The organism is Acinetobacter sp. NIPH 2699 (assembly GCF_022549355.1).
Taxonomy (GTDB): domain Bacteria; phylum Pseudomonadota; class Gammaproteobacteria; order Pseudomonadales; family Moraxellaceae; genus Acinetobacter.
On the sequence record NZ_JAKZGL010000001.1, the window covers coordinates 112,360 to 135,232 of the forward strand.

The following is a 22,873-nucleotide window of genomic DNA, read 5'->3' on the forward strand; positions in this document are numbered from 1 at the left end:
GTGAATTTAGAGTGGAGGTAACTGCAAGCCCTTGCAAAATTTAACAATTCAATTTTGTTCTGTGCTTTCAAAGCAGCGTATGCTTTTTGGATAAATAATTCCAAAGGGAACGTATAGATCATGACAGATTTAAGTAATATTGTTGAAATGTTAGCAAAACAAGCTTTAGGCGGTCAGCAACAATCAGGAACAGGCGGTGGGCTGGGAGGAATTCTTGGTTCCGTACTGAGTCAAGTTGGTGGACAACAACAAAACACTCAGAACCAACAAGGTGGTTTAGGCGGCATTCTAGGTTCGGTACTGGGTCAATTAGGAAATAATTCCCAAGCTAAAAGTGGCTCAGGTGGAAATACCGCACAAACTTTATTGATTGCTGTTTTACCTTTAATTTTAGCTTGGATTCAAAAACAAGGTGGCTTACAAGGTGCGCTGGATAAACTTAAGAATGCGGGCTTAGTCAATCAAGTTCAAAGTTGGGTTGATCCTAATCAGCCAAATAATACGGATATACCAGCCCAAAATATGCAAAGTTTGTTTGATGACCAAGATGTAGAGCAAATTGCACAACAGACTCAAGCACCTAAACAAGCGATTTATGGCGCAATTGCATCTGTTTTACCACAGGTAATTGATTCTTTAACGCCACAGGGTTCAAGTACTAGCTCACAAGAAGCGAATAATGATATTCAGAACGTTTTGAATATTGTGAGTGGGTTTTTAAAGAAATAGTAGTTAGAAGTGAAGTGGTCAATAGATACGATTTATCTTTTATTAAAGCAAAACTAAAAGGGCATAAAGCCCTTTTAGTTTTCTATAAGATTAACTTCAAATTAGAAGTTATATTCTAGACCTAAACCGATAGTCGTTTTCTTATCATCTTTTACTAACCAATCACGTTTTTGCTGACCAACTACGCCATAGAAACGTGCTTGTTTGTTGATTTGATAGTCTGCACCAACACCATAAAGGTCTTGTTTACGATCTTCACGACCATTAGATTCTGTTGTAGCAGAGATATACTGTGCTTTTAACTTAATCGGTGTAGAAGGGATTTTGTATGCTGCAGTTACGCCATACGCATCTTCTTGTAAGCCTTTATAAGAAGTTACATCAGAACCGCTAGTTGTTGTAACTGTATCATCTGTTGGTTGAGCTGTTTGCCATAAAGCACCTAGTACGAAACCATCAAGACCGATTTTAGTGAAATCAAGAGAACCTGTTACACGGATTGCATCGGTATAAATGCCAGATAAGTTATACGCGCCATACTTAGAACCAATACCGTAGTTACCTGCAACTGCTGCAGCGAAACCATAGTCTTTGTTATCGTAAGTCAGAGAAGCAGATACGCCATCACCAAAGCCATCACGACTACCCTTATAGCCTTTTGCTGCATTTTCTGTAGCAGAAGATTCTTCACCTTGTTGGAACATGATATTAAATGCTAAGCCACCTAATAATTTTTTATCAGTTTCAAAGCCAATGACATTTTTTAGACGATCTTCACCAGCCAAGATAGCGGTCATATCAAGTTCGTTGTGATCGTTATAGATATCTTGGTTGCTACCTGCTGCTGTTTTGAGATAAGAGTCGTACTGACCAACTTTTAATGTACCCACGCCATCAGATTTAAGACCGATAAAGCGGTTACGGTTTGAGAATGATTGGTCACCATCGCCATCTGCATTGATTTGCCATTCGATTAAGTACACTGCAGAAAGATTATCAGTTAATTTTTCTTCACCCTTGATACCGATACGAGAAGCGTTTGAATTTACTTTTGTTACGCTTTCGTCTTTAAAGCCATTCTTATCAATTTGATCGAGCGTCACATTGAGCTTACCATACAATGTTGGTGCTGCTTGCGCTGCATTCATGGCTAATGTTGCTACAGTAGCAGCAAGAAGCAATTTTTTCATTGAGATTTCTCCAAAACACTTTTTTGTAAATGGCAGTTGCCTTAGTTACTGTTATAAGTTTGCTCGTGTACAAAAAGTTACATAGCTCACTAACTTGTATGCAGTATCGGCAAACTTTGTGACAGAGAAGTGAAGGAAAAATGACAGTTTGGTGACGATTGATATTAAATGATACTTTTGTTTCTTATTGATTTTTATATAATTACAAAAACGAAAAAACGGAATAATCATTCCGTTTTAGATACTATCGAAGTCTAAAGTACTGCTTTGATCTTTTCAGCAAGAGCCTGAATCTTTTCTTGATCACCCATTTGTGCTGCATGACGTCCTAACTCATGGATTGAGCTTGGAATTAGATGAAAATGTACATGCGGAACAGTTTGACCAGCAGCAGCACCATTGAGTTGCATTAATACAATGCCTTTTGCATCGAGTGCCGTTTCTATCGCTTGAGCAACTTTTTGAACGATCTGAATCGTATAAGCGGCAGCATCAGCAGGTAAGTCTAATAAGGTAACTGCTGGTGTTTTAGGTATAACGAGGGCATGACCATCCGCTTGCGGCATGATATCCATAAACGCGAGAACTTGATCATCTTCATAAATTTTGATCGCAGGTAGCTCTCCACGAAGGATTCTTGCAAAAATATTTTGATCATCGTATGCCATACTTAATCCCTTAATTTAAGTCGTATATCTTGGAATGTCCCTCTATTTTCTGTAAAGAGGACAAAAGAAAGATTATTTACAATTCAGCTCTTTTTGACGAGCTTTGATTTCATCTAAACGTTGTTGCTCTTTTTCAGAAAACTTTGGCTTAGTGGTATGACAGTTCTCATTACCATACTTGGCTTTAGCATCTGCATCTTTAAAGCAGAAGCCTTTGGAAGCATAGATCAAGTTATAGTTATCTTGTAGCTTTTTACATTCTTGTTCCGATGCTGAGACTTGCATGCTGAAACCTGTAAGGGCTATTAATCCAGCAAAAGTAGCAACTGTAAACTTATTCATGAGGTGTTCCTCTCGTTATGAGCAAGCACTGCGTTGAGCGCAGCGCATGTACTAATATAAGGCGTATTGATGAAATTTCAATGAAACTGTATTATTTGAATGTAATTTTACTCCATAATTTGTTCTTATAGTATAGAAAAGCTATATATATCAACAACTTCTATAAAATACAATATAAAACAAATAATTATCATCATTTCTATTTAGCTTTATTCTGCTTGGTTTTGCTCTATATTGCTGTTTTTAGACGTGTATTTACGCCATAGTAACTTTATCAAGTTGAAGTGTACAAAATTATGGGTTCTGTTTCTTCACGTCAATTATCAGACGGTACCATCAAATACCGTGCAGAAATTCGTATTAATCGTAAAGATCTTCCTTCATATAAAGAAAGTAAAACCTTGGGATCTAAAAAATTGCAAAGAACTGGCTCGTAAAAAGGGAAGCTGAAATTGAAGAGAACCCAGACATTTATATTCAATATAAAAGAGGTCAACACTGAATATACTTTACATCAGGCAATCAATAAATATTTAGAAGATGTAGAGGATGTGTATTGTAGATCTAAAATAATTGCGCTTAAACGGCTCAGAAAATTTCCAATCGCTAAATGTAAAATCGAATATATTAGTTCTGAGCATATTTCTGGCCACGTAAAGTTGCGTAGAAGAAATGGTAGTGAGGAACTGGGGTATAGGAATCCAGCGTAATAAATTGGTGAAATGGCTTGAAGTCAATAATTGGTGCTATTGCCGTCAAAGTAACGGAAAACTGGTGAGCTATCAGGACAAAGTAAAGAGCGAATATTTAGAGCACAAAACTTACCTATATACACATTCAGATGGGACGCATGATACGGACATGCAGGTTTTAATTTTACCCCAAAGGTTTACGGCTCGCTAAATTATTGGGAAAAGGAGAAGCAGCATGAATGTAAAAGTACAGGGCATAAAATAAAACGAATATGATTCAGGCGACTTAATGGACGTTCACGCATTAGCACAGTCTCGTCTTTCTTGGGTTGGAGCATTGGTTTCTACTGTAAAGAGTAATCAAGAGCATGATAAAACGAAGGAATATGGCTTGACCGAAAGTGAAACAAAACTATTTAAAAGCTGAGGTAGTACTATAATTTTGATAAATAGTAGTAGATATTTTTTTGGGTATATATAAAATTTATGCATTCCTTTTTTATAGGGTATAAGTACTCAATGACTAAAACATTAATATTCCTCATTAGCTCAGTGGTTGCGTGCTCTGTTGTGCACAGTGGCGAGGATTTTTTCGAAAAAAAACCATCCATCTTAATTGCTAAAGATGAAGAGGTTCATAATAAGAATAACAGCAGTGAAAATGTGGATTTTTTTGAGTTATCACAGCAACTAAAAATAAAATGGGCAAATCAAAAGTATAATTATGCTACACAAAGATCTGAAGATCGATTTCAAACATCCAATATGAGCGCTTATGATAAAGCTCAATATACTGGCCAAAATAGGTCTTTAGATAATAAAAGATATTCGAAGTTCATTGAGTCTACGTCTGATAGACGAGTAATTTCAGAAGAAGAATATCAACAGCAAATGAAGCAAAATAGGAAAAAAGAAATCGATGATAGATATTTACTATACATATTGGACAAGTAATTTCAGAAGATGAATATGAACAACAAATGGAAGAAATTAGAAAAACGCGTTACGTTGAGAGAAATTTTCTATAAAATATCATTAAAATTATTGAATTTTTGTTGATGCAAGTCACATTTATATATATTTGCGACTTACTTTATAAAAAGTAAACAACAATAACCTTAATTCAGCGCAAAACAAGAATAAAGGTGAAACCCACTCTTTTCGGAGAGTGGGTTTTTTAATGGGTGAAATTTATGTCATGTACAGGTTGTGAGAGAAGAAGGCAGAAGTTAAATGAATGGGCAAAGAGAGTAGCATTTTTACACATTAGAAAACCTATTGGGTTGAACGGAGTATTTTGCTGAAGATCGTGCCAATTTCTTTGATGTACAACGAGAGGAGTATGAAAAAGAATGGGATGCCAGTAAATAATCTTACAGAAAGGATGTAACGACCAAATCTAAGCTGAATGCTAGTCTCAAAAAAAGTATCCTTTGGCATATGGGTGATATTTAACCTGCTGGCGATAAAGTTTTTGAGATGCGTGAACTTTGGTGCAGGTTGGCGTATGTATTACATCAAACATGGTAATACGATCATTGTGATGTTAGGCGGTGGTACAAAGTCAAAACAACAACGTGATATTGATAAAGCGATTGAGCTATCAAAAACACTAGAGGATTGAGTTATGGTTAAAATTGTTGATTTACCTACTTATGATGCTGCCAACTATCTTGATAGTGAAGAAGCCATCACAGAATATCTAAATGCTATTTTAGAAGAGAATAATGATGCGCTACTTGCTTCTGCACTAGGTGATATTGCAAAAGCTCGTGGTATGACCCAAATTGCTAAAGATGCAGGCAAGCTATGATTTATGGTAGGCAAGACAGCGTATTTCCCATCATCCACTAACCGTACGGTCTGCGACTTTTGTCACTGCGCAACATTAAATTTTAGATATAAAGAAACCGCTCAAAAAGAGCGGTTTTTTACGTTTATAGCCTTAGCTTAATGCAGCAGCTTTTGGTGTATGAGTCATTTGCTCAAAATACTGCACTGCAGGTGAACGAGCCATATATGCTAAGGCTTGTTCAGTATCACCCTCATGGATTGGGTTAAACTTTGGAGATGCCCAGCGTAAAGTTGCTTTCCATAGATACTTAATGGTTGGTAGGTTATCTGTTTTGGTTGCAGTCTTTTCAAACTCACGAATAAAAGAGAAGAATCCACGGCGCATCAATTTCTGAATGTCTTGATGTTCTAAATCTTGTTTTCCAAGGCTACGTGCGAAATCTGCAAGGAAGTAAATAAACAATGGGAAAATGGCCATCATAATGACTTGGCGAGAAACGTAGAAACCTAATTTGTTTGTTAATAGATGTTCAAATAAGTCATAAGCCACACAACGATGCTCAACTTCTTCAGCAAGATGCCAACGGAACAAATCAGTCATAGCAGGGTCTGCTTTATCCCAAGACTTGCTATCGAGTGTCCATTGTCCAATGGTACCAGTAAAGTGCTCAATTGCAGCAATCACACCTACACGAAACAGTAACCAATGTTCATCAAGTTTTTCACCTTTTAAGAAGGGGATGCCTAATGGTTTATCGCCTAATAGAATGTTGAATACAAGGTGCGCGCGGTTTAATGGATCTTGTATGTCGTAGCCATTTTCTCTTAGAAAATCTTGTGCTTTTTCATGAGCACGGGCATGGGCCGCTTCTTGACGAACAAATCCAACAACTTCTTCTTTTAATTTTTCATCAGTAATATATGGAATGGCTTTATTAAATACTCGACAAAACCAAAATTCACCTGCAGGCAAAAGCATATTAATGCCATTGGCAATGTGTGAACAAAGAGGATCATTTGGCATCCAGCATACGGAAGATTCAGAAAAATCGAAGTGTACTTTCCTTGCTTTAATTTGATGATTTTCTGTGATCATACATGTCACCTGATATAAAGTTATGAAATAAATTGCATAGACAATTTTTAACATTGAGTAAACTAGATCACCATGTGCTTATAGGACAAAAAAACGCTTTAAAGCGTTTTTAAGGACAAAATAGATTCTAAAAACGCTTTTAAGTACTTTTTCATGTACCAAAATATAAATGTATTTTTATTCTGGAGCTCTGATCCGTATGCGTGCATTCAATGCTTCTGCTGTACTTTTTGCTGTTTATCTAATCATGATCAGGTAATTTTTTAATGACTTTATTTTAACCATTTGGTAAATTAAATAAGTGAAATAACAAATGATTAATAGTATGAAATATATAATATTAGGAATAATTTCAGTTTTAATATCAGCCAGTACTTTTGCTAGAGAAACGAACTCAATGCGTTCCTCATATGAACTGGTTAGTATAGGAGACAGTGAAAGCGATTTGCTTCGAAAAATGGGAAAATCTTATCCTAGATACTTTAAACATAGAGATGGTCGATATTCCTGTCATGCAACTGAATATGTATATGATATCGATATGCAGACTTATACTGTTTGGGTATGCAATGGAAAGATATTCAAAATTGATGTGAATAACAAATAGTCTGAATTTATTATTTTCTTACATCTATCTAGTCCTTTATTGAATAGCTAGTCGTAGAAATCTGGAGATGGTGGGGTGTTGAACCCGCGTCCGTAAAAAAACCGCTCTTTTGAGCGGTTTTTTTACGTTTTAAAGGGGATGATTTACGCCTCATTTACGCCATGAAATTTTAAAATCATCCTAAGATATTGTTTTTAAATACAAATCCTATTCCAGCGTAATTTTACTCCAAGACTCATACATTTTCACAGCAGCAGAGAAATCACTATTAGGTTCGGCAGTTAAACTCGCAGCTTGAATCAAACTTTGCGTTAAAGCAAGTATAGGCGCAGGAAGTTTTGCTTCATGCACTAGATCTAAAGCAATCCCTGTATCTTTAGCCAGTAAAGGTAGAGCAAAGGTCACAGGGAATTCACGGCTCAGAACACGCTGAGGAAAGATATTTTCGGTGACTAAACTTTTACCGCTAGAAGCATTAATACAATTAAGTGCGGCATCTAAATTGACACCATGCGCTTTTAGTGTAGAAAAACCTTCCGCAACTGACCATAAATTCACGGCGAGCAACATATTATTAATCGCTTTTACCGCAAAACCAGCACCTGAATCACCTACGTGTTGAATCAATTTCCCAACCGCAGCCATCGCAGGGTATGCACGTTCAAAAGCGTCAGCATTTCCACCCACCATAACCGTTAAAGTCGCATTTTCAGCGCCAACGGTTTGACCACTGACAGGTGCATCTAAGAAATCAACATTTTTTGATTTTAGTTTTTCTGCAAGACGCTGCGCTGCCTCAGGAACACCACTGGTACAATCAATCCAAATCGCCCCAGATTTGATTTCAATACTGTCTATTAAGCTTTCAACGTCACTACTGGTTGGTAAACAAGAAAAAATAATGTCTGCTTGTGCAGCTTGAGACAACTCAGCAGCAATGGTTCCATATTCTGTTGCATGTTGTTCAGCCTTTGTAAAATTACGATTCCAGACTAAGACTTGATCGAAATGTTTTGGTAAATGTGCTGCCATGCGATAGCCCATCGCGCCTAAACCGATAAATGCAACAGATTGAATCATCGCTTATTCCTTCATTGGAGTTGATCGTTCAGCCAACCATGTGGTTAATGTTGGCCAAAACTCAATTGAACTGTTTTGACTAGACATTAAACCTAAGTGCCCGCCAGGTATAAGAGTAAACGTGACATCTTGACTATTTGTCAACTGGGTAAGCGGAAATGCGGATTCGGAACTAACAAGTTGATCTGATTTTCCAGCACCCACGAGTAAAGAACAATCAATGTTTTTAAGTTCAATGGTTTTATCTTGGAGTGTGATCGCGCCATTTTTTAAGGGATTTTGCAACCAGACATTAAAGAGCATGTCTTGATTCACGCCACCCGGATAATCAATCATATTGTTTAAGAAATGACTCAGCGTTGCATCTTCTTGAACCAATTTAAGATTATCTAAATTTTTTAATAATTGAATATTGCCATCAATCCAACCTTTAGGGTCAAGTAACTTAAATCCGAGTGAATTTAAGAAACCAGGTGAATGAATCATCAATTTAGGGAGTCGATTGTAGACATAGTCTTTGATTGTGGCATTGCGTGTGGTGATCGATGCCAAAGTTTTATACAGTTTTCCGATATAGCCTGAGGCATAACTGTCTATTGGACTGCCGAGGACAATTAAGTTTTTCACCACACTTGGTTGATGGTGCGCGGTATAGAGCGTGACGAATACGCCCGCCATACTCCATCCATGCAAAGAAATTTTTTCTGAGTTGGCATGTTGTTGAATTGCTTCAATACACTTGGGAATGAATCTCTCAATGAAAGATAGAAAATCAACGCGATAGTTTTTATAAGTGAGCTTGCCCCAGTCAATCAAATAAACATCAAATCCAGCTTCTTGAAAATGCTTCACCAAAGAACGATAGGGATATAAGTCGTAAATATCCATATTGATCGCTAGAGGAGCAACAAATACAAGAGGTTCTTTAAAGCGTTTGTTCTCTGAAGCGTAAAAGCGGACACGGGTTTGTTTAAACTGAGCAATCACTTGATAGGGGGTAGATTGAGATAACACCAGTTTGTCTGCTTCAAATATGCGCATTGCGAGGTGTTTAAAATTTACTTTTTGTAGTTCCACAAGTGATTTCATCTTTTAAAGTCTCATCATGAGTCAAGATTGCGCGAAGTCTAAGCGATAATTTCATCTTATACCTTGACCTCAAATACCTTAGGCGATCAAAATGTTGGCATATATAGATAGGATTTGATAATCCCTTTATGAAAAAGCATTTTTATAAAGGGGGATTAGGACCATTGATCATAAGGCATATAAAACCATGAATCCAAGCGATGATTTAGAATATCAACTTGAAACACTCGCCATTCGTACGGGACATAATCGTACTTTTGAAGGTGAACATAGTGAGCCTATTTTTTTAACGTCATCGTTTGTTTGTGAAAGCGCGGCTGATGCTGCTGCTAAATTTTCTGGGCAAATTGCAGGAAATACCTATTCACGCTATACCAACCCAACTGTACAAGCTTTTGAAAAGCGTTTAGCTGTACTTGATGGTGCGGAGCGTGCGGTTGCAACCAGTTCAGGCATGGCGGCTGTACATGCAATCTGTATGGCGTATCTGAAAGCAGGCGATCATGTGATTTGTTCACGTGCTGTTTTTGGTTCAATTATTGCCTTGTTTGAAAAATATGTCGCTAAATTTGCGGTTGAAGTGACTTTTGTCGATCTAGGCGATCTTGACGGATGGAAACAGGCGATTCAATCAAATACACGTTTACTGTTTATTGAAACGCCGTCTAATCCATTGGCTCAAGTGGGTGATATGCAAGCCATCGCTGATATTGCCCATGCGCATGGTGCATTGTTTGCGGTTGATAACTGTTTCTGCACACCAGTTTTACAACAACCGATTAAGTTTGGTGCTGATTTGATTGTATATTCAGCAACTAAATATATTGATGGTCAAGGTCGAGCTTTAGGCGGTGCAGTGGTGGGGAAACATGATTTACTTGAAGAAGTGAATGGTGTTATTCGTACTTTAGGCAATTCAATGAGCCCGTTTAATGCGTGGATTTTCCTTAAAGGTTTAGAAACACTCAGTATTCGTATGAAAGCACATTGTGAAAGTGCCCAAAAGCTTGCTGAATGGTTACACCAACACGATAAAGTTGAAAAAGTATACTATGCGGGTTTACCTGATCATCCGGGTCATGAACTTGCGAAAAGACAGCAAAAAGGTTTTGGTGGAGTCGTATCATTTGTTGTGAGAGGTGAACGCCAAGGTGCTTGGACTGTGATTGATAATACTCGGTTTTTATCTATTACCAGTAATTTGGGTGATGTAAAGTCGACAATCACGCATCCAGCAACGACCTCACATGGTAGAATGTCGGCTGAGGCCAAACAAGCTGCAGGAATTGAAGAAGGTTTAATTCGTGTTTCTGTAGGCTTAGAAGACATTGATGATATTATTCGCGATATATCACGTGGTTTAGATTTAATTTAACGAGAGAGACTTATGAACATTAATATGCTCATGCAGCAAGCTCAACGCATGCAAAAAGACATGGAAGTGAATCTTAAAAAAGCGAAAGAAGAGCTTGCAAATACCGAGGTTCATGCTGAAGCTGGTGGTGGTTTGGTTAAAGTGACCATGACTTGCCGCAATGTCGTTAAGCGTATCGAAATCAGCCCAGAACTGTTGCAAGACGAAGCTGACATTATTGAAGATTTGATTGTTGTTGCAATCAATGATGCAGCGCGTCAAGTTGAAGCTATTTCTGAACAGAAGCTACAAGGCGCAAATACAGGCATGGGTTTACCACCAGGCTTATCAGGTTTGTTCTAATTTAAATTTAATCCTTCCTCTAAGCTCCCTTTGTCATAAAGGGAGCTTTCCCTTAAATAGCAATAATTGATTTTTGGGATTTCTCCATACGATGCAATTCAAGTATCGTAAGAATGAGAGATGAGGAGGACTCTCCTAAGAAGTATCAATTTTTATGTTTAGCGAACGATTTGAACAGTTGGTTCATGCATTACGTATTTTGCCGAGTGTTGGTCCGAAATCCGCCCAGCGTATGGCCTTACATTTATTAATGAAAAATCGTGAAGGCGCATTTGCTTTATCTTATGCCTTGCATGAAGCATCTAGTCATATTCATGAATGTCATATTTGCCACTCTTTAACTGAAAATGAAATCTGTGATATTTGTGCTTCAGTTGAACGTGATGAGCAACTGTTATGTGTGGTCGAATCCCCAGCAGATGTGATGGCAATCGAGCAAAGTGGTAGTTTTAGGGGTAAGTATCATGTATTGGGCGGGCATTTGTCGCCTTTAGATGGTATTGGTCCAGAAGAAATTGGTATTCCATATCTGATCCAACGGTTAAGCGAAGGCAAAATCCAAGAAGTGATTTTGGCCACCAACGCAACGGTTGAAGGTCAGGCTACAGCACATTATTTGGTAGAGGCCACCAAACACTTACCACTTCATATGACTCGGATCGCACAAGGTGTACCACAAGGTGGCGAGTTAGAATATGTGGATAGCCATACTTTGAGTCAGGCAGTACATAATCGGATGCGGATGAAATAGCAGATTCATGCTATTTTCTTATATTTATTTTAAATTCATGTTGTTAATTTAAACAAATAATTAACTTTTAACATTTTGTCTAACATTATTCTAGATCTATTTGCTGGAATTTATGGCACTATTGGCGGGCGAAAAGGATTTTCGTTTTTTGATTAAAAGGAATAGGAGTAATTTCATGTTGTGTATGTGGAATACTGATTAATTTTTTACATTTAATCTCGCATGTACGATGACTGTATTTAACAGTTAGTCGCCAATGGTTCTTTTATTATTGTATTTGAGCAAATATGTTTCAATTTATCCAACAGCAAAACGATTTAGCTGTTCTTCTCTCCCAAATGGAACAATGTTCCACCTATGCACTTGATACTGAGTTTATTAAGGTCGATACCTTATATCCAAAACTTGGAGTCTGCCAAATTAATCTAAATGGACATGTTTCCTTATTGGATGGGGCCGCACTGGACTTATCGCATTTTTGGCAAAAAGTATTTAACGCACAACAAAATATTTTCCATGCGTGTAGTGAAGACATTGATCTGATCTATCACTATGCTGATCAGAAACCATTAAAGAATATTTTTGATACCCAAGTGGCAATGGCATTTCTTGGACATGGGCTTCAAATGAGTTATCAAAATGCGCTCAAAACTTGCTTAAATATTGATATAGAAAAAGATCAAACCCGCTCAGATTGGTTAGCTCGACCGCTCACCGAGAAGCAGATGTGTTATGCAGCCAACGACGTACTGTATTTGGTAAAGCTTGCAGATGCCTTAAAAAATGATCTACAACGTAAAGGTCAGTACCAATATGTTCTAGAAGATTGTCAAAACTTAACCAAAGAAATTGCAATGGAAACACCGCTTCCAGAGCTTTATACCAATATTGGTAATTATCGTCATACACGCCGTGAGTTGATGCAGCTACAACAATTAAGTATTTGGCGAGATCAAATTACCAAAGCATTGAACCAGCCACGCAGTTTCATTCTGAAAAACACCACCATGCTGGATTTGGTGGAAAAGAACCCACATAATAATTTTCAACTGGCTCAGATCAAAGAAATACGGCCGAATGTAGTGCGTGAGCATGGTCGAACGATTTTAGATCTGTTGAAGTTTTTACCGCCAGAAGATGATTGGCCATTAAAAATGGCTCGACCAGTAAAAAGTAACTCTAAAGAAGTCGCGCCTAAAGTAGATGCGCTGATAGATGATATTGTTATGCAAACAGGAATACCAAAAGAAGTCTTGCTGCGAAAAAAATGGCTGAATGCCATTTATGAGCATGTGGTTTTTCATTTGCCTGAGCAAGAGTTACCAAGCTATTTACTTGGGTGGCGTTATGATGTTCTCACAGAACCATTGATTGCATTGTTGCAGCAGGACACTGAATATTTAGCCACACAAATGAAAATTTCCAGATAAACAAGGTAGTCAAAAAATCGACTGTTGCGTTAACATTCATTAATGTACCTGTTTTTTTTTTCATGTATGCTGTTTATGGTCTGTTGAGATGATATCTAGACCAATAGCCCCTAAGATTGTTAAGAGTTGTGAGTAAACATGCACTGCGATATTTATAGATCGAGCAAAAAAGACGAAATGTATATGTATATTGCTCGTCCAAACCATTCTGATGGCAAGGAACTCGAAAATCCATTTGAAGGTGTTCCTGAAACAGTTCTACAAGCATTTGGCAAAGCAACTTTTGTGATGCATTTAGAACTCCATGCTGAACGTAAACTTGCACGTGTGAATGTGCTTCATGTTTTAGATTCATTACAGACCAAAGGCTTTTTTATGCAGATGCCGCCAGAAGGATTAATCAATCCAAATGCGGTAGAACCAGAGGGTTTGCGCGGTGCTTGAAACTTTAACTGCAATATGGGCGAACATTCTTTCAGTACTTGATCAATTTCCTGAAGAGAATGTTGCAATCATTGTATATGTTACTGGAACACTCATTGCATTATGGTGTTGGTATCGTTTGATGACACGTTTACCCAACCCAATTGGTGGAATCTTGTGGATTGTTGTCTTTGCGATTCTGGCAACACCTACGATTTCAGAGGGTCCTAATTCAGCATTAGCACCTGCTATTTTTGGTTTGATTTTTGGTGTGCTCACCAAAGAACATGTTTTAATCTGGTCTAACTTATCATTGATTTTATTCGTCATTGGTACAGGACTATTGATTGGCTTTTGCTGGTCAAAATACACTGCAAATAAAACTGCACGTTCAGTTTAGGTATACATCCACACATTGTTAAAGATAGAAAAATAAGGTTTTAAAATGTCTGCTGATACACAACACTTCGCTGGTACAGATCAATATATTGCAACTGATAGCTTGAAACTTGCAGTAAAAGCCGCACGTGCTCTACAAAAACCATTATTGGTAAAAGGTGAGCCGGGCACAGGTAAAACATTACTTGCTGAACAAGTTGCAGAAAGTCTCGGTTTAAAACTGATTACTTGGCATATCAAATCAACGACCAAAGCTCAGCAAGGTTTGTATGAATATGATGCTGTGTCACGACTACGTGATAGCCAGTTAGGTGATGACCGCGTCTATGACATTAAAAACTATATTAAACCCGGTAAATTGTGGGAAGCTTTTACCAGCGAAGAGCGTTGTGTGTTGTTGATTGATGAAATTGACAAAGCAGATATCGAGTTCCCAAATGATTTATTGCATGAACTCGACAAAATGTCATTTTATGTCTACGAAACAGGTGAGACGATTACCGCGATACAGCGCCCGATTGTGATTATCACATCGAATAATGAGAAAGAATTGCCTGATGCATTCTTGCGTCGTTGTTTCTTCCATTATATTGAATTCCCTGATGAAGCAACCATGCGTGACATTATTGCGGTTCATTTCCCAAGTATTTCAAATACCTTGGTCAGTGAAGCTTTACAAGTTTTCTTTAAGCTACGTCAAGTACCCAATTTAAAGAAACCACCGTCAACATCAGAGCTCATTGATTGGTTAAGCCTATTGATGGCAGATGATATGCCTGAAGATGTATTACGTAATCATGATAAATCCAAAGCCATTCCACCACTATATGGCGCTTTGATTAAAAATGAACAAGATGTACAACTCCTTGAACGTTTAGCCTTTATGTCACGCCGTTAAGAGTGTTTTTCAATGTTTGTTCGATTGTTTTACACCTTACGCAAATATGGGGTGCCAGTCACGACACGTGAACTGATTGATCTCAATCAGGCTGTCGCTTCAGGTCTTGTGTTTGCTGATCAAGAACAGTTCTATCAACTGGCTAAAACAGTCTTAGTCAAAGATGAACGCTTCTTTGATAAGTTTGATCGTGCCATGAAAGATTATTTCGATGGCATTGAGACTTTCGATCTAGATGAATTGCTTAAACAAGTTCATAAACTACCCAAAGATTGGTTTGATCTTGAGTTATTAGAAAAGCATCTCACACCTGAGCAACGTGCCGAACTACAAAAAGCAGGTTCGCTTGAAGAACTGATGAAAATGCTGGAAGAGCGTTTACGTGAACAGCATAAAAAGCATCAGGGCGGTAATCGCATGGTGGGAACAGGTGGAACGTCACCCTTTGGTGCTTTTGGTGATCATCCAGAAGGTGTGCGTATCGGTGGGCCGGGTCGTAAACGCTCAGCCGTCAAAGTTTGGGAACAACGTAAATATCAGAATCTTGATGATGATCAGGTCTTAGGTACGCGCCAAATGCAAATCGCATTACGTCGTTTACGTAAGTTTGCGCGTCAAGGTGCTGCTGAAGAACTCGATGTTGATGGTACGATCCGCGAAACTGCAAAACAGGGTATTTTGGATGTCCAACTGGTGCCAGAACGTCGCAATCGCATTAAAGTCCTGATGTTGTTTGATGTTGGCGGTTCAATGGATGCTCACATTGCAGAATGTGAAAAACTGTTTAGTGCAGCGAAGTCAGAATTCAAAACCTTAGAATATTTCTATTTTCATAACTGCCTCTATGATTATGTCTGGAAAGATAATTATCGCCGTAGCTCAACACGAATGAATACATGGGATTTATTCCATACTTATGGGCGAGACTATCGTGTCATTGTTGTTGGCGATGCGAGCATGGCACCATACGAGTTAAAGTCTGCTGGTGGTTCAGTCGAATACATGAATGAAGAGGCTGGCGAGGTATGGTTAAGACGATTACGCCAACACTTCGATAAAACAGCTTGGCTCAATCCTGAGTTGGAAGGGTATTGGCATTACACCCAGACCATTCAGTGGATTAAAGAAACTTTTGATAATCACATGTATCCAATGACGCTAAAGGGCATTGAAGATATGACCAGATATTTGTCACGTTAAAATTTAAATAAATACGATATAAAACCGTTTCTTTGATTTGAAGCGGTTTTTTCTTATTAAATAAGCCTCAAGAGAGTTAGAAACTTTTTAAAGCGTTGCTTTGCTTTTCTTGGCTCAGGTAAAATAAACTGTTTTGCAATTAGCACTTTTGGAGACGCCTAAGTGGAGCGACCTACAATCAGCCCTGAACATTTACAAGAAGCGGCTGAAAATCTAGTAACCATTCGAGATTTTATTCGTTTTGGTGTAACTGCACTTCGTCAATATGACGCGCACTTAGGACAAGGTACAGAAGATTATTTTGCAGAAAGTTCTGCGCTGGTTTTGCAAACACTTTCACTAGAATGGGCTGCTAATCCAGAAATTTTAGATGCGAAATTATTACCAAGTGAAAAAGCTGAGTTTTTGAGCTTATTAGAGCGCCGTGTCAATGAGCGTATTCCGACCTCTTATTTATTGAATCTTGCTTATTTCTTTAACAAGCCATTTTATGTCGATGAGCGTGTGCTTATTCCTCGTTCACCAATTGCAGAATTGATTGAACAGCGTTTTGCACCTTATTGCTTAGATGAAAATGGGCAAATGCTTGAGGCACTCAATAGCTTACCTGAAAATAAGAATCCTAAAACACCACAACGTATTTTAGATATGTGTACGGGTTCAGGCTGTATTGCAATTGCTTTGGCTTATGCATTCCCTGAGTCTGAGGTTGATGCAACAGACATTTCAAAAGAAGCGTTGGAAGTTGCGTCCATCAACACTGAGCATCATGATAAACAGCATCAAGTCGCTTTACTTGAGTCTGACCTATTTGCAAAAATTCCTGCTGAAAACCAATATGACCTAATCATCAGCAATCCACCATATGTGGATGCAGAGGATATGGCCGATTTACCAGAAGAATTTTTGCATGAGCCTGAGCTCGCATTGGCCGCAGGTCAAGATGGTTTAGATTTAGTACGCAAAATGTTGGCACAAGCGGCTGATTATTTAACCGAAGATGGTTTGATCGTCATCGAGGTTGGAAATTCAGAATGGGCAATGCGTCAGAACTTCAACACTGTTGATTTCCATTGGTTAACTTTCAAAAAAGGCGGTTCAGGTATTTTTGCATTAACCGCTGAACAATGTCGTCATTATAAAGAAGTATTTCAGCAATCCGTTCAAAACTAAGGGGCAAAAGCATGGCAGGGAATAGTATTGGGCAACTCTTTCGAGTGACAACATGTGGAGAATCACATGGTGTTGGCTTAATGGCAATTGTCGATGGTGTGCCGCCAGGTCTTGAACTCTGCGAAGATGATTTGCAGAAAGATTTAGATCGCCGTAAACCGGGCACATCTAAATTTGCCACGCAACGTAAAGAACCTGATCAAGTTGAAATTATTTCAGGTGTCTTCGAAGGTAAAACTACGGGCACACCGATTGGGTTGTTGATTCGTAATACAGATCAAAAATCTAAAGATTACGGCAACATCGCGCAAACTTTCCGCCCTGGTCATGCTGATTATACTTATACACAAAAATATGGCTTCCGTGACTATCGTGGTGGTGGTCGTTCAAGTGCCCGTGAAACGGCAATGCGTGTTGCAGCAGGTGCGATTGCGAAGAAATATTTGGCTGAAAAGTTTGGTATTAATATTCGCGGACATGTGACTCAAATCGGTAATGAAGTTGCAGAAAAGTTGGATTGGGCAGAAGTTCCGAATAATCCATTTTTCTGTGGCGATGTCGATGCGGTTCCACGCTTTGAGCAACTGGTCACTTCTTTACGTGAGCAAGGCACAAGTTGTGGTGCCAAGCTCGAAATCCTAGCGGAAAAAGTACCCGTGGGTTGGGGTGAGCCAATTTTTGACCGCTTAGATGCAGATATTGCCCACGCAATGATGAGCATTAATGCAGTAAAGGGTGTGGAAATTGGTGATGGCTTTGCAGTTGCAGGACAGTTTGGTCATGAAACTCGTGATGAATTGACAACTGACGGTTTTCTTGCCAATCATGCTGGCGGCATTTTGGGGGGAATTTCGAGTGGTCAAACCATCCGTGTTGCCATTGCACTAAAACCTACAGCAAGTATTACCACACCGGGTAAAACGATTAATATTAATCGTGAAAATACAGATGTGTTAACCAAAGGTCGTCATGATCCTTGTGTTGGCGTGCGAGCAACACCAATCGCAGAAGCAATGTTGGCAATTGTTTTAATGGATCATTTCTTACGTCACCGTGCGCAGAATGCTGATGTGTTGCCGCCATTTAAACCGATTGAAGCTTAATATTTAAACCACGCATATAATGTGTTATATGCGTGGTCTTTATCATATTAAAATACCTAAACAATAACGTTATAACGCCTCAGAAATCATATTTTCCGAAGCTGCAATATGGTACTGATTTCGCCCATTACTTTTCGCAACATATAATGCGTGATCTGCCTGAGCGATAAAGCCTGAAAGGCTATCATTCATATTAGGTGTCATTGTTGTCACCCCGACACTAATGGTGACGTGCTTAGAAATGGGGCTTTTGGGATGACTAATATTTATATTGCCAACTAACTCCATGAGTCTTTTGACCTGTATTAACGCTTGTTCTTGGTCAGTCATTGAGAATAGGAGTAAAAATTCTTCTCCACCATATCGTGCAGCGAGATCGCCACTTCGCGACGTTAGCGAACCAAGTGATATTGCAATACGTCTTAAACATTGATCACCCTGTATATGTCCCAAGGTATCGTTATATAGCTTAAAGAAATCAATCTCAATCATCATGATGGTGATTGGCATTTCGTGGCGCATTGCGCGTTTCCACTCATTTTCAAGCACTTCATCTAAATAACGGCGATTTGCTAAACCTGTTAAAGCATCTTGCTGCGATAGAATCGAGAGTTGTTGTGCTTGACGCATCAGCTCTAATCGATTTAATTCGATCATACAATTTTGTAGATAATTTTCTCGATGTTGTCGGTCTGTGGCATAGGCAAGGGCCATCCCTAAGAAACTACTAAACGTATATGTTCTATTTAAAAAAGTCCAATCTATTGAACCATTTAACCATGTAGTGACCGCCACACCGACAAGACCGCCACACCAACCAGCAATGATCGCTGTGTAGAAACGCATACCAACAAAGCCATAAATAATGACCACTGCATACATCATCGCTGCATGAAATAATACGTTGTGCTGACCTTGTTCTAATACGTTAATCAAAGTAAATGTAATGGCAACAGCACCCGCTGAACCTATACAGACATAATGATCAAACCACCGATTCATAATTTGAAGAAAGGAAAGTAACCATGCGATCAGGACAATAATACCTACCCATCCATAGTAGGAAATCCATTCAAGCCGCATGTCTGGTGGTAATACTTGATAAATACCAAAACTAAGAAATAAGTACAGACCTAGAATAATGGGACCACGATAACGAAACTCATGTGCAGCCTCATTTCTATACTGATCTCGATAGATCGCTTCTAATTCTTTAGGAAACCAAACTAAATTTAGCCCGCGAGATATTAACAAGTCGATTTGTTCTTGTCCCAAGATATTGGAAGCTTTCAACTTCATTTTATCTCTCACCACTCCCAAAGATTTTTTATATAAGTCAGATATAGGTATTCTTTTTTACTACGTTACACTGAATTAAATAAAATGTGTATTAGATAATCAAAAAAACTCCATTTTTTGTCATAATCACTGTTTCTTGCTCAAAACTTGCACGACTTTAAGATTCATCAAACTTTTGAAGATACCTAATAGAATGATTTAAATGAAGAAGATATTTGGCAAACAAAATAACTACAAATCTGATAATGGTGATTGTATATTTAGGATATTAGGATACAATTTATAAAAAAGCAGCAATCATGGAATGTGATTGAGTCAAGTCATACGAAATAGGATGCATCGAAATGACTGCTATGAGTCAATATGGAACAAAACTGGAAATTACAGCTCATTCTGGATGGTCACAGAAGTTCTGGGATGAACTTTTGCCTGCAAAAGAAAGAGTTAGCAAACACCCATTATTTTTAGATATGGCAAGTGGTTCATTAAGTCTCGAATGTTTTCGATCAGCATTATTGAACTTTTATCCTTTAGTTGCCCATTTTCCCTCTTATATGGCTGGGAGCTTAGCCAAAGCGACATCGTTTTCACTGAATGGCGTCACAGAGACTCGTGATTGGTTGATCCAAAATATTAAAGTTGAAGAACGCCATCTCAGTTGGTATCAAGATTGGGCTGGAGGCTTTGGACTAACTGTTGAGATGTTAAATAATGTCAGACCACCCGCAGCGATGAATGCTGTAAATCATTTTTTATGGGATGTTAACTTTCGTGGCAGTTTAGCTGAAAGTATAGCCGCCACGAATCTTGCAATAGAGTGGGCGACAGGGGATTGGAGCATACAAGTTTATAAAGGTGTTCAAAGTTACACCCAACACCCAGAAGTCAATATCAATAAACGATCACTGGCTTGGTTAAGAGCGCATGCTCACTATGATGATCTTCATCCTTATGAAGCAATGGAATTGATTAAGAGACTTTGTGACAAGGATCCTGACTTACAACGAAAAGTGTTTTTAGCAGCACAGGAAGGTTTGGCGTATTATGAACTCGCACTAGACGAATGTTATAAGATCCAACAGGCTAACAAGTAAGGTTTTCACAAATATAGAGACTGTGACTTTGCTTGGGGACTTGGTCGCAGTCTCTATTCTCACTTCTTATGCAAGCGGATTCATTTTTTCATCAAAGTTTTCTAAATGTGGAAATTCTAGAGCTTTTAAATCAGCTAAATTTTTAATGTATTCTTCAAAGCTCATTAACATATTTTCTCTATCTTCATTGCTGATATACGGGACATGATAAGCGATAAATGGTGGTAAAACCTCAAAGCCAGCATAGGCAAGTGTGCCACGTTGGATCGAAGATAAATAATGTTCAATAGGACCATGCACTGAGTTTTCACCGAACATATTGCTACGTCCACCTAAAGTCAAACAGAGCATTGCTTTTTTTCCAGTCATACCACCATGATTATAAAAACGCTTACCACCGTAAAAAAGACCTGAAACAAAGACTCGATCAATCCAGCCTTTTAAAATTGCAGGAACAGATGTCCAATACAATGGGAAACTAAACAGAATAAAATCAGCACGCTTTACTTTCTCAATCTCAAGTTCAATATCTTTTGAAAATTGTTGTTGCTTTAATGCATGGCGTTGCTCAAGCGCATAATTGAAATATTCTGGTTGATTCAAATGTTCAAAATCATTTTTTGATGCAACTGGATTGAAATTCATTTCATATAAATCAGAAATCTCAACGGTATAACCTAATTGCTCGAAGGTTTGTTGGGCCGTATTCTTCAGTGCTGCTGTAAAAGAGCGTTTTTCAGGATGTGCATGAACAATTAAAACATTCATTGATCAATAACCTTGGTATGTAAATTTTTAGATATATGTACTATGCCTAAAAGCTAAAAAGTGGCATAGTTCATAAACCGCCACTATTTACCATTTTACGCCAGATATTGCATATAAAAGGATGAATTATGAACCCTGAATTACCTGGTACATATGTCAATCTATTGGTCGATGTTATAAAAAAGTGGGATATTTCTTCAGAACAACTTTTGGCTGGAACAGGCATTTCTTCACAGAAATTAAATGCTCCATTTTGGTATGTGGATTTCAATATTTTTAACTACTTATTGGAAAAAGCAGCGTTACTTACAAAAGAGCCAGCAATAAGTTTATATCTTGCAAAAGAGATGAAAATCTCTTGTTATGGACATGTCGGGATTGCAGCGACAGCATCAGAAACTTTAGGGGATGCTATAGATGTTTTAGAACAATTTATTGGTTTACATTGTTCTGTATTTAAACCTAGGCTTAAAATCGATGGAGAAATGGCATACTTGTATTTTAATCAACCTCTACAACAGTTTAGACTAAATACGCATGGTATTACGTTCTTGGTTTTTGGATTTGCACAAATATTAGAAAATTTAGTTCAACATAAATTAGAAATTACATTTATATTTCAGCAAGATAAACCTATTTTTTATAAAGAATTTAGAAAATTCAATGGGTTAAATGTGAGTTTTGGTCATAAAAATGATTGTTTAATTCTTAAAAAGGATTTGCTCAATTTAGAGCTTAAAACGGCGGATGCATTGGCGGCTCGGTTAACTAAACAGCAATGTAAACAGGATGTTCAGAGCTTATCCTTAAAAAGAAGAGATAAAGATAATGTGGCATCAGTCGTAAAACAGTTAGTTTATGATGAGCTCGAGGGCTTCTTATCCTTAAAACAAGTTGCCGAGAAACTCCACATTTCAGAAAGAACATTACAACGACAATTGACGAATGAAAACACGGCATTTCAAGTTCTTGTTGCAGAAGTGCGTAGGACGCATGCTGAGCGTTTATTGAGACAACATAAGTTATCAATTGAGCAAGTTTCAGAGCGTTTGGGCTATGCAGATATTTCTCATTTTTCTCGTGCATTTAAAAAGTGGACAAACGTTACGCCTAAGTTTTATCGAGAGGTTTCTAAGGGTAATTATTATTAGAAACTTGAATCAATGAGAGTTGTAAACAATAGTCAGTTGTGTTTATTAAGTATTTTATATAGTGATATTTAAAAATAACACCATATAAAGCAATTACTTATATTTGAAATATTGCGCATAATCAACATTATGTTAAATTTGATACAGGTGGCATTAAGTTCATAAACTTGTTCCATCAAC

At 38.0% G+C, this 22,873-nt stretch carries 26 protein-coding genes; 18 read left to right on the forward strand and 8 right to left on the reverse strand.

Annotated features, from left to right (window positions below):
• Window positions 1-120 precede the first annotated feature (120 nt).
• Window positions 121-729: a YidB family protein gene (locus tag MMP72_RS00510; RefSeq protein ID WP_241313728.1), complete on the forward strand. Its 609-nt coding sequence runs from the start codon at window positions 121-123 to the stop codon at window positions 727-729.
• 101 nt (window positions 730-830) lie between these two features.
• Here the strand turns inward: MMP72_RS00510 and MMP72_RS00515 are convergent, their stop codons facing one another.
• The 3 genes from MMP72_RS00515 to MMP72_RS00525 form a co-directional block, all read right to left on the reverse strand.
• Window positions 831-1,919: a porin gene (locus MMP72_RS00515; RefSeq protein ID WP_241313729.1), complete on the reverse strand. Its 1,089-nt coding sequence runs from the start codon at window positions 1,917-1,919 to the stop codon at window positions 831-833.
• Window positions 1,920-2,173: 254 nt separating this feature from the next.
• Window positions 2,174-2,587 (reverse strand): HIT family protein, encoded by a 414-nt coding sequence (locus MMP72_RS00520; RefSeq protein ID WP_241313730.1) that lies wholly within the window; start codon window positions 2,585-2,587, stop codon window positions 2,174-2,176.
• Between the two features lie 72 nt (window positions 2,588-2,659).
• Window positions 2,660-2,929 (reverse strand): YARHG domain-containing protein, encoded by a 270-nt coding sequence (locus MMP72_RS00525; RefSeq protein WP_241313731.1) that lies wholly within the window; start codon window positions 2,927-2,929, stop codon window positions 2,660-2,662.
• A gap of 981 nt (window positions 2,930-3,910) precedes the next feature.
• Between MMP72_RS00525 and MMP72_RS00530 the strand changes: the two genes are divergently transcribed.
• From MMP72_RS00530 to MMP72_RS00545, 4 genes are all read left to right on the forward strand, one after another.
• The gene (locus MMP72_RS00530; protein WP_241313732.1) at window positions 3,911-4,048 is read left to right on the forward strand and encodes a hypothetical protein; all 138 of its coding nucleotides are present in this window, start codon (window positions 3,911-3,913) and stop codon (window positions 4,046-4,048) included.
• Window positions 4,049-4,140: 92 nt separating this feature from the next.
• The gene (locus MMP72_RS00535; RefSeq protein ID WP_241313733.1) at window positions 4,141-4,575 is read left to right on the forward strand and encodes a hypothetical protein; all 435 of its coding nucleotides are present in this window, start codon (window positions 4,141-4,143) and stop codon (window positions 4,573-4,575) included.
• A 529-nt stretch (window positions 4,576-5,104) separates the two neighbouring features.
• Complete coding sequence (locus MMP72_RS00540; protein ID WP_241313734.1) at window positions 5,105-5,245, forward strand: hypothetical protein; 141 nt, start codon at window positions 5,105-5,107, stop codon at window positions 5,243-5,245.
• A gap of 3 nt (window positions 5,246-5,248) precedes the next feature.
• Entirely contained in the window at window positions 5,249-5,434 is a 186-nt protein-coding gene (locus MMP72_RS00545; protein WP_241313735.1) for an addiction module antidote protein, read from the forward strand.
• Window positions 5,435-5,566: 132 nt separating this feature from the next.
• Here the strand turns inward: MMP72_RS00545 and MMP72_RS00550 are convergent, their stop codons facing one another.
• Complete coding sequence (locus tag MMP72_RS00550; RefSeq protein WP_241313736.1) at window positions 5,567-6,511, reverse strand: metal-dependent hydrolase; 945 nt, start codon at window positions 6,509-6,511, stop codon at window positions 5,567-5,569.
• Window positions 6,512-6,836: 325 nt separating this feature from the next.
• Between MMP72_RS00550 and MMP72_RS00555 the strand changes: the two genes are divergently transcribed.
• Window positions 6,837-7,118: a hypothetical protein gene (locus MMP72_RS00555; RefSeq protein ID WP_241314005.1), complete on the forward strand. Its 282-nt coding sequence runs from the start codon at window positions 6,837-6,839 to the stop codon at window positions 7,116-7,118.
• Window positions 7,119-7,325: 207 nt separating this feature from the next.
• On the opposite strand, the gene MMP72_RS00560 is transcribed toward MMP72_RS00555, so the two are convergent.
• Together MMP72_RS00560 and MMP72_RS00565 are read right to left on the reverse strand one after the other, a co-directional pair.
• A complete protein-coding gene (locus MMP72_RS00560; protein WP_241313737.1) occupies window positions 7,326-8,198 on the reverse strand; it encodes an NAD(P)-dependent oxidoreductase in 873 nt (290 codons plus the stop codon).
• A gap of 3 nt (window positions 8,199-8,201) precedes the next feature.
• Window positions 8,202-9,287, reverse strand: a complete 1,086-nt coding sequence (locus MMP72_RS00565) for an alpha/beta fold hydrolase (RefSeq protein WP_004671053.1) — start codon at window positions 9,285-9,287, stop codon at window positions 8,202-8,204.
• Between the two features lie 187 nt (window positions 9,288-9,474).
• On the opposite strand from MMP72_RS00565, the gene MMP72_RS00570 reads away from it, so the two are divergent.
• From MMP72_RS00570 to aroC, 10 genes are all read left to right on the forward strand, one after another.
• Window positions 9,475-10,662, forward strand: a complete 1,188-nt coding sequence (locus tag MMP72_RS00570) for an O-succinylhomoserine sulfhydrylase (RefSeq protein ID WP_241313738.1) — start codon at window positions 9,475-9,477, stop codon at window positions 10,660-10,662.
• Between the two features lie 12 nt (window positions 10,663-10,674).
• On the forward strand, window positions 10,675-11,004 hold the full coding sequence (locus tag MMP72_RS00575) for a YbaB/EbfC family nucleoid-associated protein (RefSeq protein ID WP_004671056.1): 330 nt from the start codon (window positions 10,675-10,677) through the stop codon (window positions 11,002-11,004).
• A 154-nt stretch (window positions 11,005-11,158) separates the two neighbouring features.
• Window positions 11,159-11,755: a recombination mediator RecR gene (recR, locus tag MMP72_RS00580; RefSeq protein ID WP_004671058.1), complete on the forward strand. Its 597-nt coding sequence runs from the start codon at window positions 11,159-11,161 to the stop codon at window positions 11,753-11,755.
• 287 nt (window positions 11,756-12,042) lie between these two features.
• Window positions 12,043-13,185, forward strand: a complete 1,143-nt coding sequence (locus MMP72_RS00585) for an HRDC domain-containing protein (protein ID WP_241313739.1) — start codon at window positions 12,043-12,045, stop codon at window positions 13,183-13,185.
• Between the two features lie 138 nt (window positions 13,186-13,323).
• Entirely contained in the window at window positions 13,324-13,629 is a 306-nt protein-coding gene (locus MMP72_RS00590; RefSeq protein WP_130161510.1) for a YcgL domain-containing protein, read from the forward strand.
• Window positions 13,622-14,008 (forward strand): hypothetical protein, encoded by a 387-nt coding sequence (locus MMP72_RS00595; protein WP_241313741.1) that lies wholly within the window; start codon window positions 13,622-13,624, stop codon window positions 14,006-14,008. Before MMP72_RS00590 ends, MMP72_RS00595 begins: the two co-directional genes overlap by 8 nt.
• Window positions 14,009-14,053: 45 nt before the next feature.
• Window positions 14,054-14,905: a MoxR family ATPase gene (locus MMP72_RS00600; protein WP_241313742.1), complete on the forward strand. Its 852-nt coding sequence runs from the start codon at window positions 14,054-14,056 to the stop codon at window positions 14,903-14,905.
• A 12-nt stretch (window positions 14,906-14,917) separates the two neighbouring features.
• Window positions 14,918-16,105, forward strand: coding sequence for a VWA domain-containing protein (locus MMP72_RS00605; protein ID WP_241313743.1), 1,188 nt, complete (start codon window positions 14,918-14,920; stop codon window positions 16,103-16,105).
• Window positions 16,106-16,267: 162 nt separating this feature from the next.
• Window positions 16,268-17,278 carry a 50S ribosomal protein L3 N(5)-glutamine methyltransferase gene (prmB, locus tag MMP72_RS00610; RefSeq protein ID WP_241313744.1) on the forward strand — a complete coding sequence of 337 codons (1,011 nt, stop codon included), beginning with the start codon at window positions 16,268-16,270 and terminating at the stop codon, window positions 17,276-17,278.
• 11 nt (window positions 17,279-17,289) lie between these two features.
• Window positions 17,290-18,381, forward strand: a complete 1,092-nt coding sequence (gene aroC, locus MMP72_RS00615) for a chorismate synthase (RefSeq protein WP_241313745.1) — start codon at window positions 17,290-17,292, stop codon at window positions 18,379-18,381.
• A 69-nt stretch (window positions 18,382-18,450) separates the two neighbouring features.
• Here aroC and MMP72_RS00620 read toward each other — a convergent pair whose 3' ends face one another.
• On the reverse strand, window positions 18,451-19,680 hold the full coding sequence (locus MMP72_RS00620; protein ID WP_241313746.1) for a GGDEF domain-containing protein: 1,230 nt from the start codon (window positions 19,678-19,680) through the stop codon (window positions 18,451-18,453).
• Window positions 19,681-20,024: 344 nt separating this feature from the next.
• Between MMP72_RS00620 and MMP72_RS00625 the strand changes: the two genes are divergently transcribed.
• Window positions 20,025-20,774: an iron-containing redox enzyme family protein gene (locus tag MMP72_RS00625; RefSeq protein ID WP_241313747.1), complete on the forward strand. Its 750-nt coding sequence runs from the start codon at window positions 20,025-20,027 to the stop codon at window positions 20,772-20,774.
• A gap of 66 nt (window positions 20,775-20,840) precedes the next feature.
• Here MMP72_RS00625 and MMP72_RS00630 read toward each other — a convergent pair whose 3' ends face one another.
• Complete coding sequence (locus MMP72_RS00630; protein ID WP_241313748.1) at window positions 20,841-21,542, reverse strand: NAD(P)H-dependent oxidoreductase; 702 nt, start codon at window positions 21,540-21,542, stop codon at window positions 20,841-20,843.
• A 128-nt stretch (window positions 21,543-21,670) separates the two neighbouring features.
• On the opposite strand from MMP72_RS00630, the gene MMP72_RS00635 reads away from it, so the two are divergent.
• A complete protein-coding gene (locus tag MMP72_RS00635) occupies window positions 21,671-22,693 on the forward strand; it encodes an AraC family transcriptional regulator (RefSeq protein WP_241313749.1) in 1,023 nt (340 codons plus the stop codon).
• Window positions 22,694-22,873 lie beyond the last annotated feature (180 nt).

Excerpts from the sequence above, each read along its gene's own strand:
- MMP72_RS00630 (WP_241313748.1), bottom strand. The coding sequence starts at position 21,542 with ATGAATGTTTTAATTGTTCATGCACATCCTGAAAAACGCTCTTTTACA.
- MMP72_RS00575 (WP_004671056.1), top strand. The coding sequence starts at position 10,675 with ATGAACATTAATATGCTCATGCAGCAAGCTCAACGCATGCAAAAAGAC.
- MMP72_RS00605 (WP_241313743.1), top strand. The coding sequence starts at position 14,918 with ATGTTTGTTCGATTGTTTTACACCTTACGCAAATATGGGGTGCCAGTC.
- MMP72_RS00555 (WP_241314005.1), top strand. The coding sequence starts at position 6,837 with ATGAAATATATAATATTAGGAATAATTTCAGTTTTAATATCAGCCAGT.
- MMP72_RS00625 (WP_241313747.1), top strand. The coding sequence starts at position 20,025 with ATGACTGCTATGAGTCAATATGGAACAAAACTGGAAATTACAGCTCAT.
- MMP72_RS00510 (WP_241313728.1), top strand. The coding sequence starts at position 121 with ATGACAGATTTAAGTAATATTGTTGAAATGTTAGCAAAACAAGCTTTA.
- MMP72_RS00560 (WP_241313737.1), bottom strand. The coding sequence starts at position 8,198 with ATGATTCAATCTGTTGCATTTATCGGTTTAGGCGCGATGGGCTATCGC.
- MMP72_RS00535 (WP_241313733.1), top strand. The coding sequence starts at position 4,141 with ATGACTAAAACATTAATATTCCTCATTAGCTCAGTGGTTGCGTGCTCT.
- recR (WP_004671058.1), top strand. The coding sequence starts at position 11,159 with ATGTTTAGCGAACGATTTGAACAGTTGGTTCATGCATTACGTATTTTG.
- MMP72_RS00565 (WP_004671053.1), bottom strand. The coding sequence starts at position 9,287 with ATGAAATCACTTGTGGAACTACAAAAAGTAAATTTTAAACACCTCGCA.
- MMP72_RS00600 (WP_241313742.1), top strand. The coding sequence starts at position 14,054 with ATGTCTGCTGATACACAACACTTCGCTGGTACAGATCAATATATTGCA.
- MMP72_RS00530 (WP_241313732.1), top strand. The coding sequence starts at position 3,911 with ATGGACGTTCACGCATTAGCACAGTCTCGTCTTTCTTGGGTTGGAGCA.
- MMP72_RS00620 (WP_241313746.1), bottom strand. The coding sequence starts at position 19,680 with ATGAAGTTGAAAGCTTCCAATATCTTGGGACAAGAACAAATCGACTTG.
- MMP72_RS00550 (WP_241313736.1), bottom strand. The coding sequence starts at position 6,511 with ATGATCACAGAAAATCATCAAATTAAAGCAAGGAAAGTACACTTCGAT.
- MMP72_RS00525 (WP_241313731.1), bottom strand. The coding sequence starts at position 2,929 with ATGAATAAGTTTACAGTTGCTACTTTTGCTGGATTAATAGCCCTTACA.
- MMP72_RS00585 (WP_241313739.1), top strand. The coding sequence starts at position 12,043 with ATGTTTCAATTTATCCAACAGCAAAACGATTTAGCTGTTCTTCTCTCC.
- MMP72_RS00635 (WP_241313749.1), top strand. The coding sequence starts at position 21,671 with ATGAACCCTGAATTACCTGGTACATATGTCAATCTATTGGTCGATGTT.
- MMP72_RS00545 (WP_241313735.1), top strand. The coding sequence starts at position 5,249 with ATGGTTAAAATTGTTGATTTACCTACTTATGATGCTGCCAACTATCTT.
- MMP72_RS00520 (WP_241313730.1), bottom strand. The coding sequence starts at position 2,587 with ATGGCATACGATGATCAAAATATTTTTGCAAGAATCCTTCGTGGAGAG.
- aroC (WP_241313745.1), top strand. The coding sequence starts at position 17,290 with ATGGCAGGGAATAGTATTGGGCAACTCTTTCGAGTGACAACATGTGGA.
- MMP72_RS00515 (WP_241313729.1), bottom strand. The coding sequence starts at position 1,919 with ATGAAAAAATTGCTTCTTGCTGCTACTGTAGCAACATTAGCCATGAAT.
- MMP72_RS00570 (WP_241313738.1), top strand. The coding sequence starts at position 9,475 with ATGAATCCAAGCGATGATTTAGAATATCAACTTGAAACACTCGCCATT.
- MMP72_RS00590 (WP_130161510.1), top strand. The coding sequence starts at position 13,324 with ATGCACTGCGATATTTATAGATCGAGCAAAAAAGACGAAATGTATATG.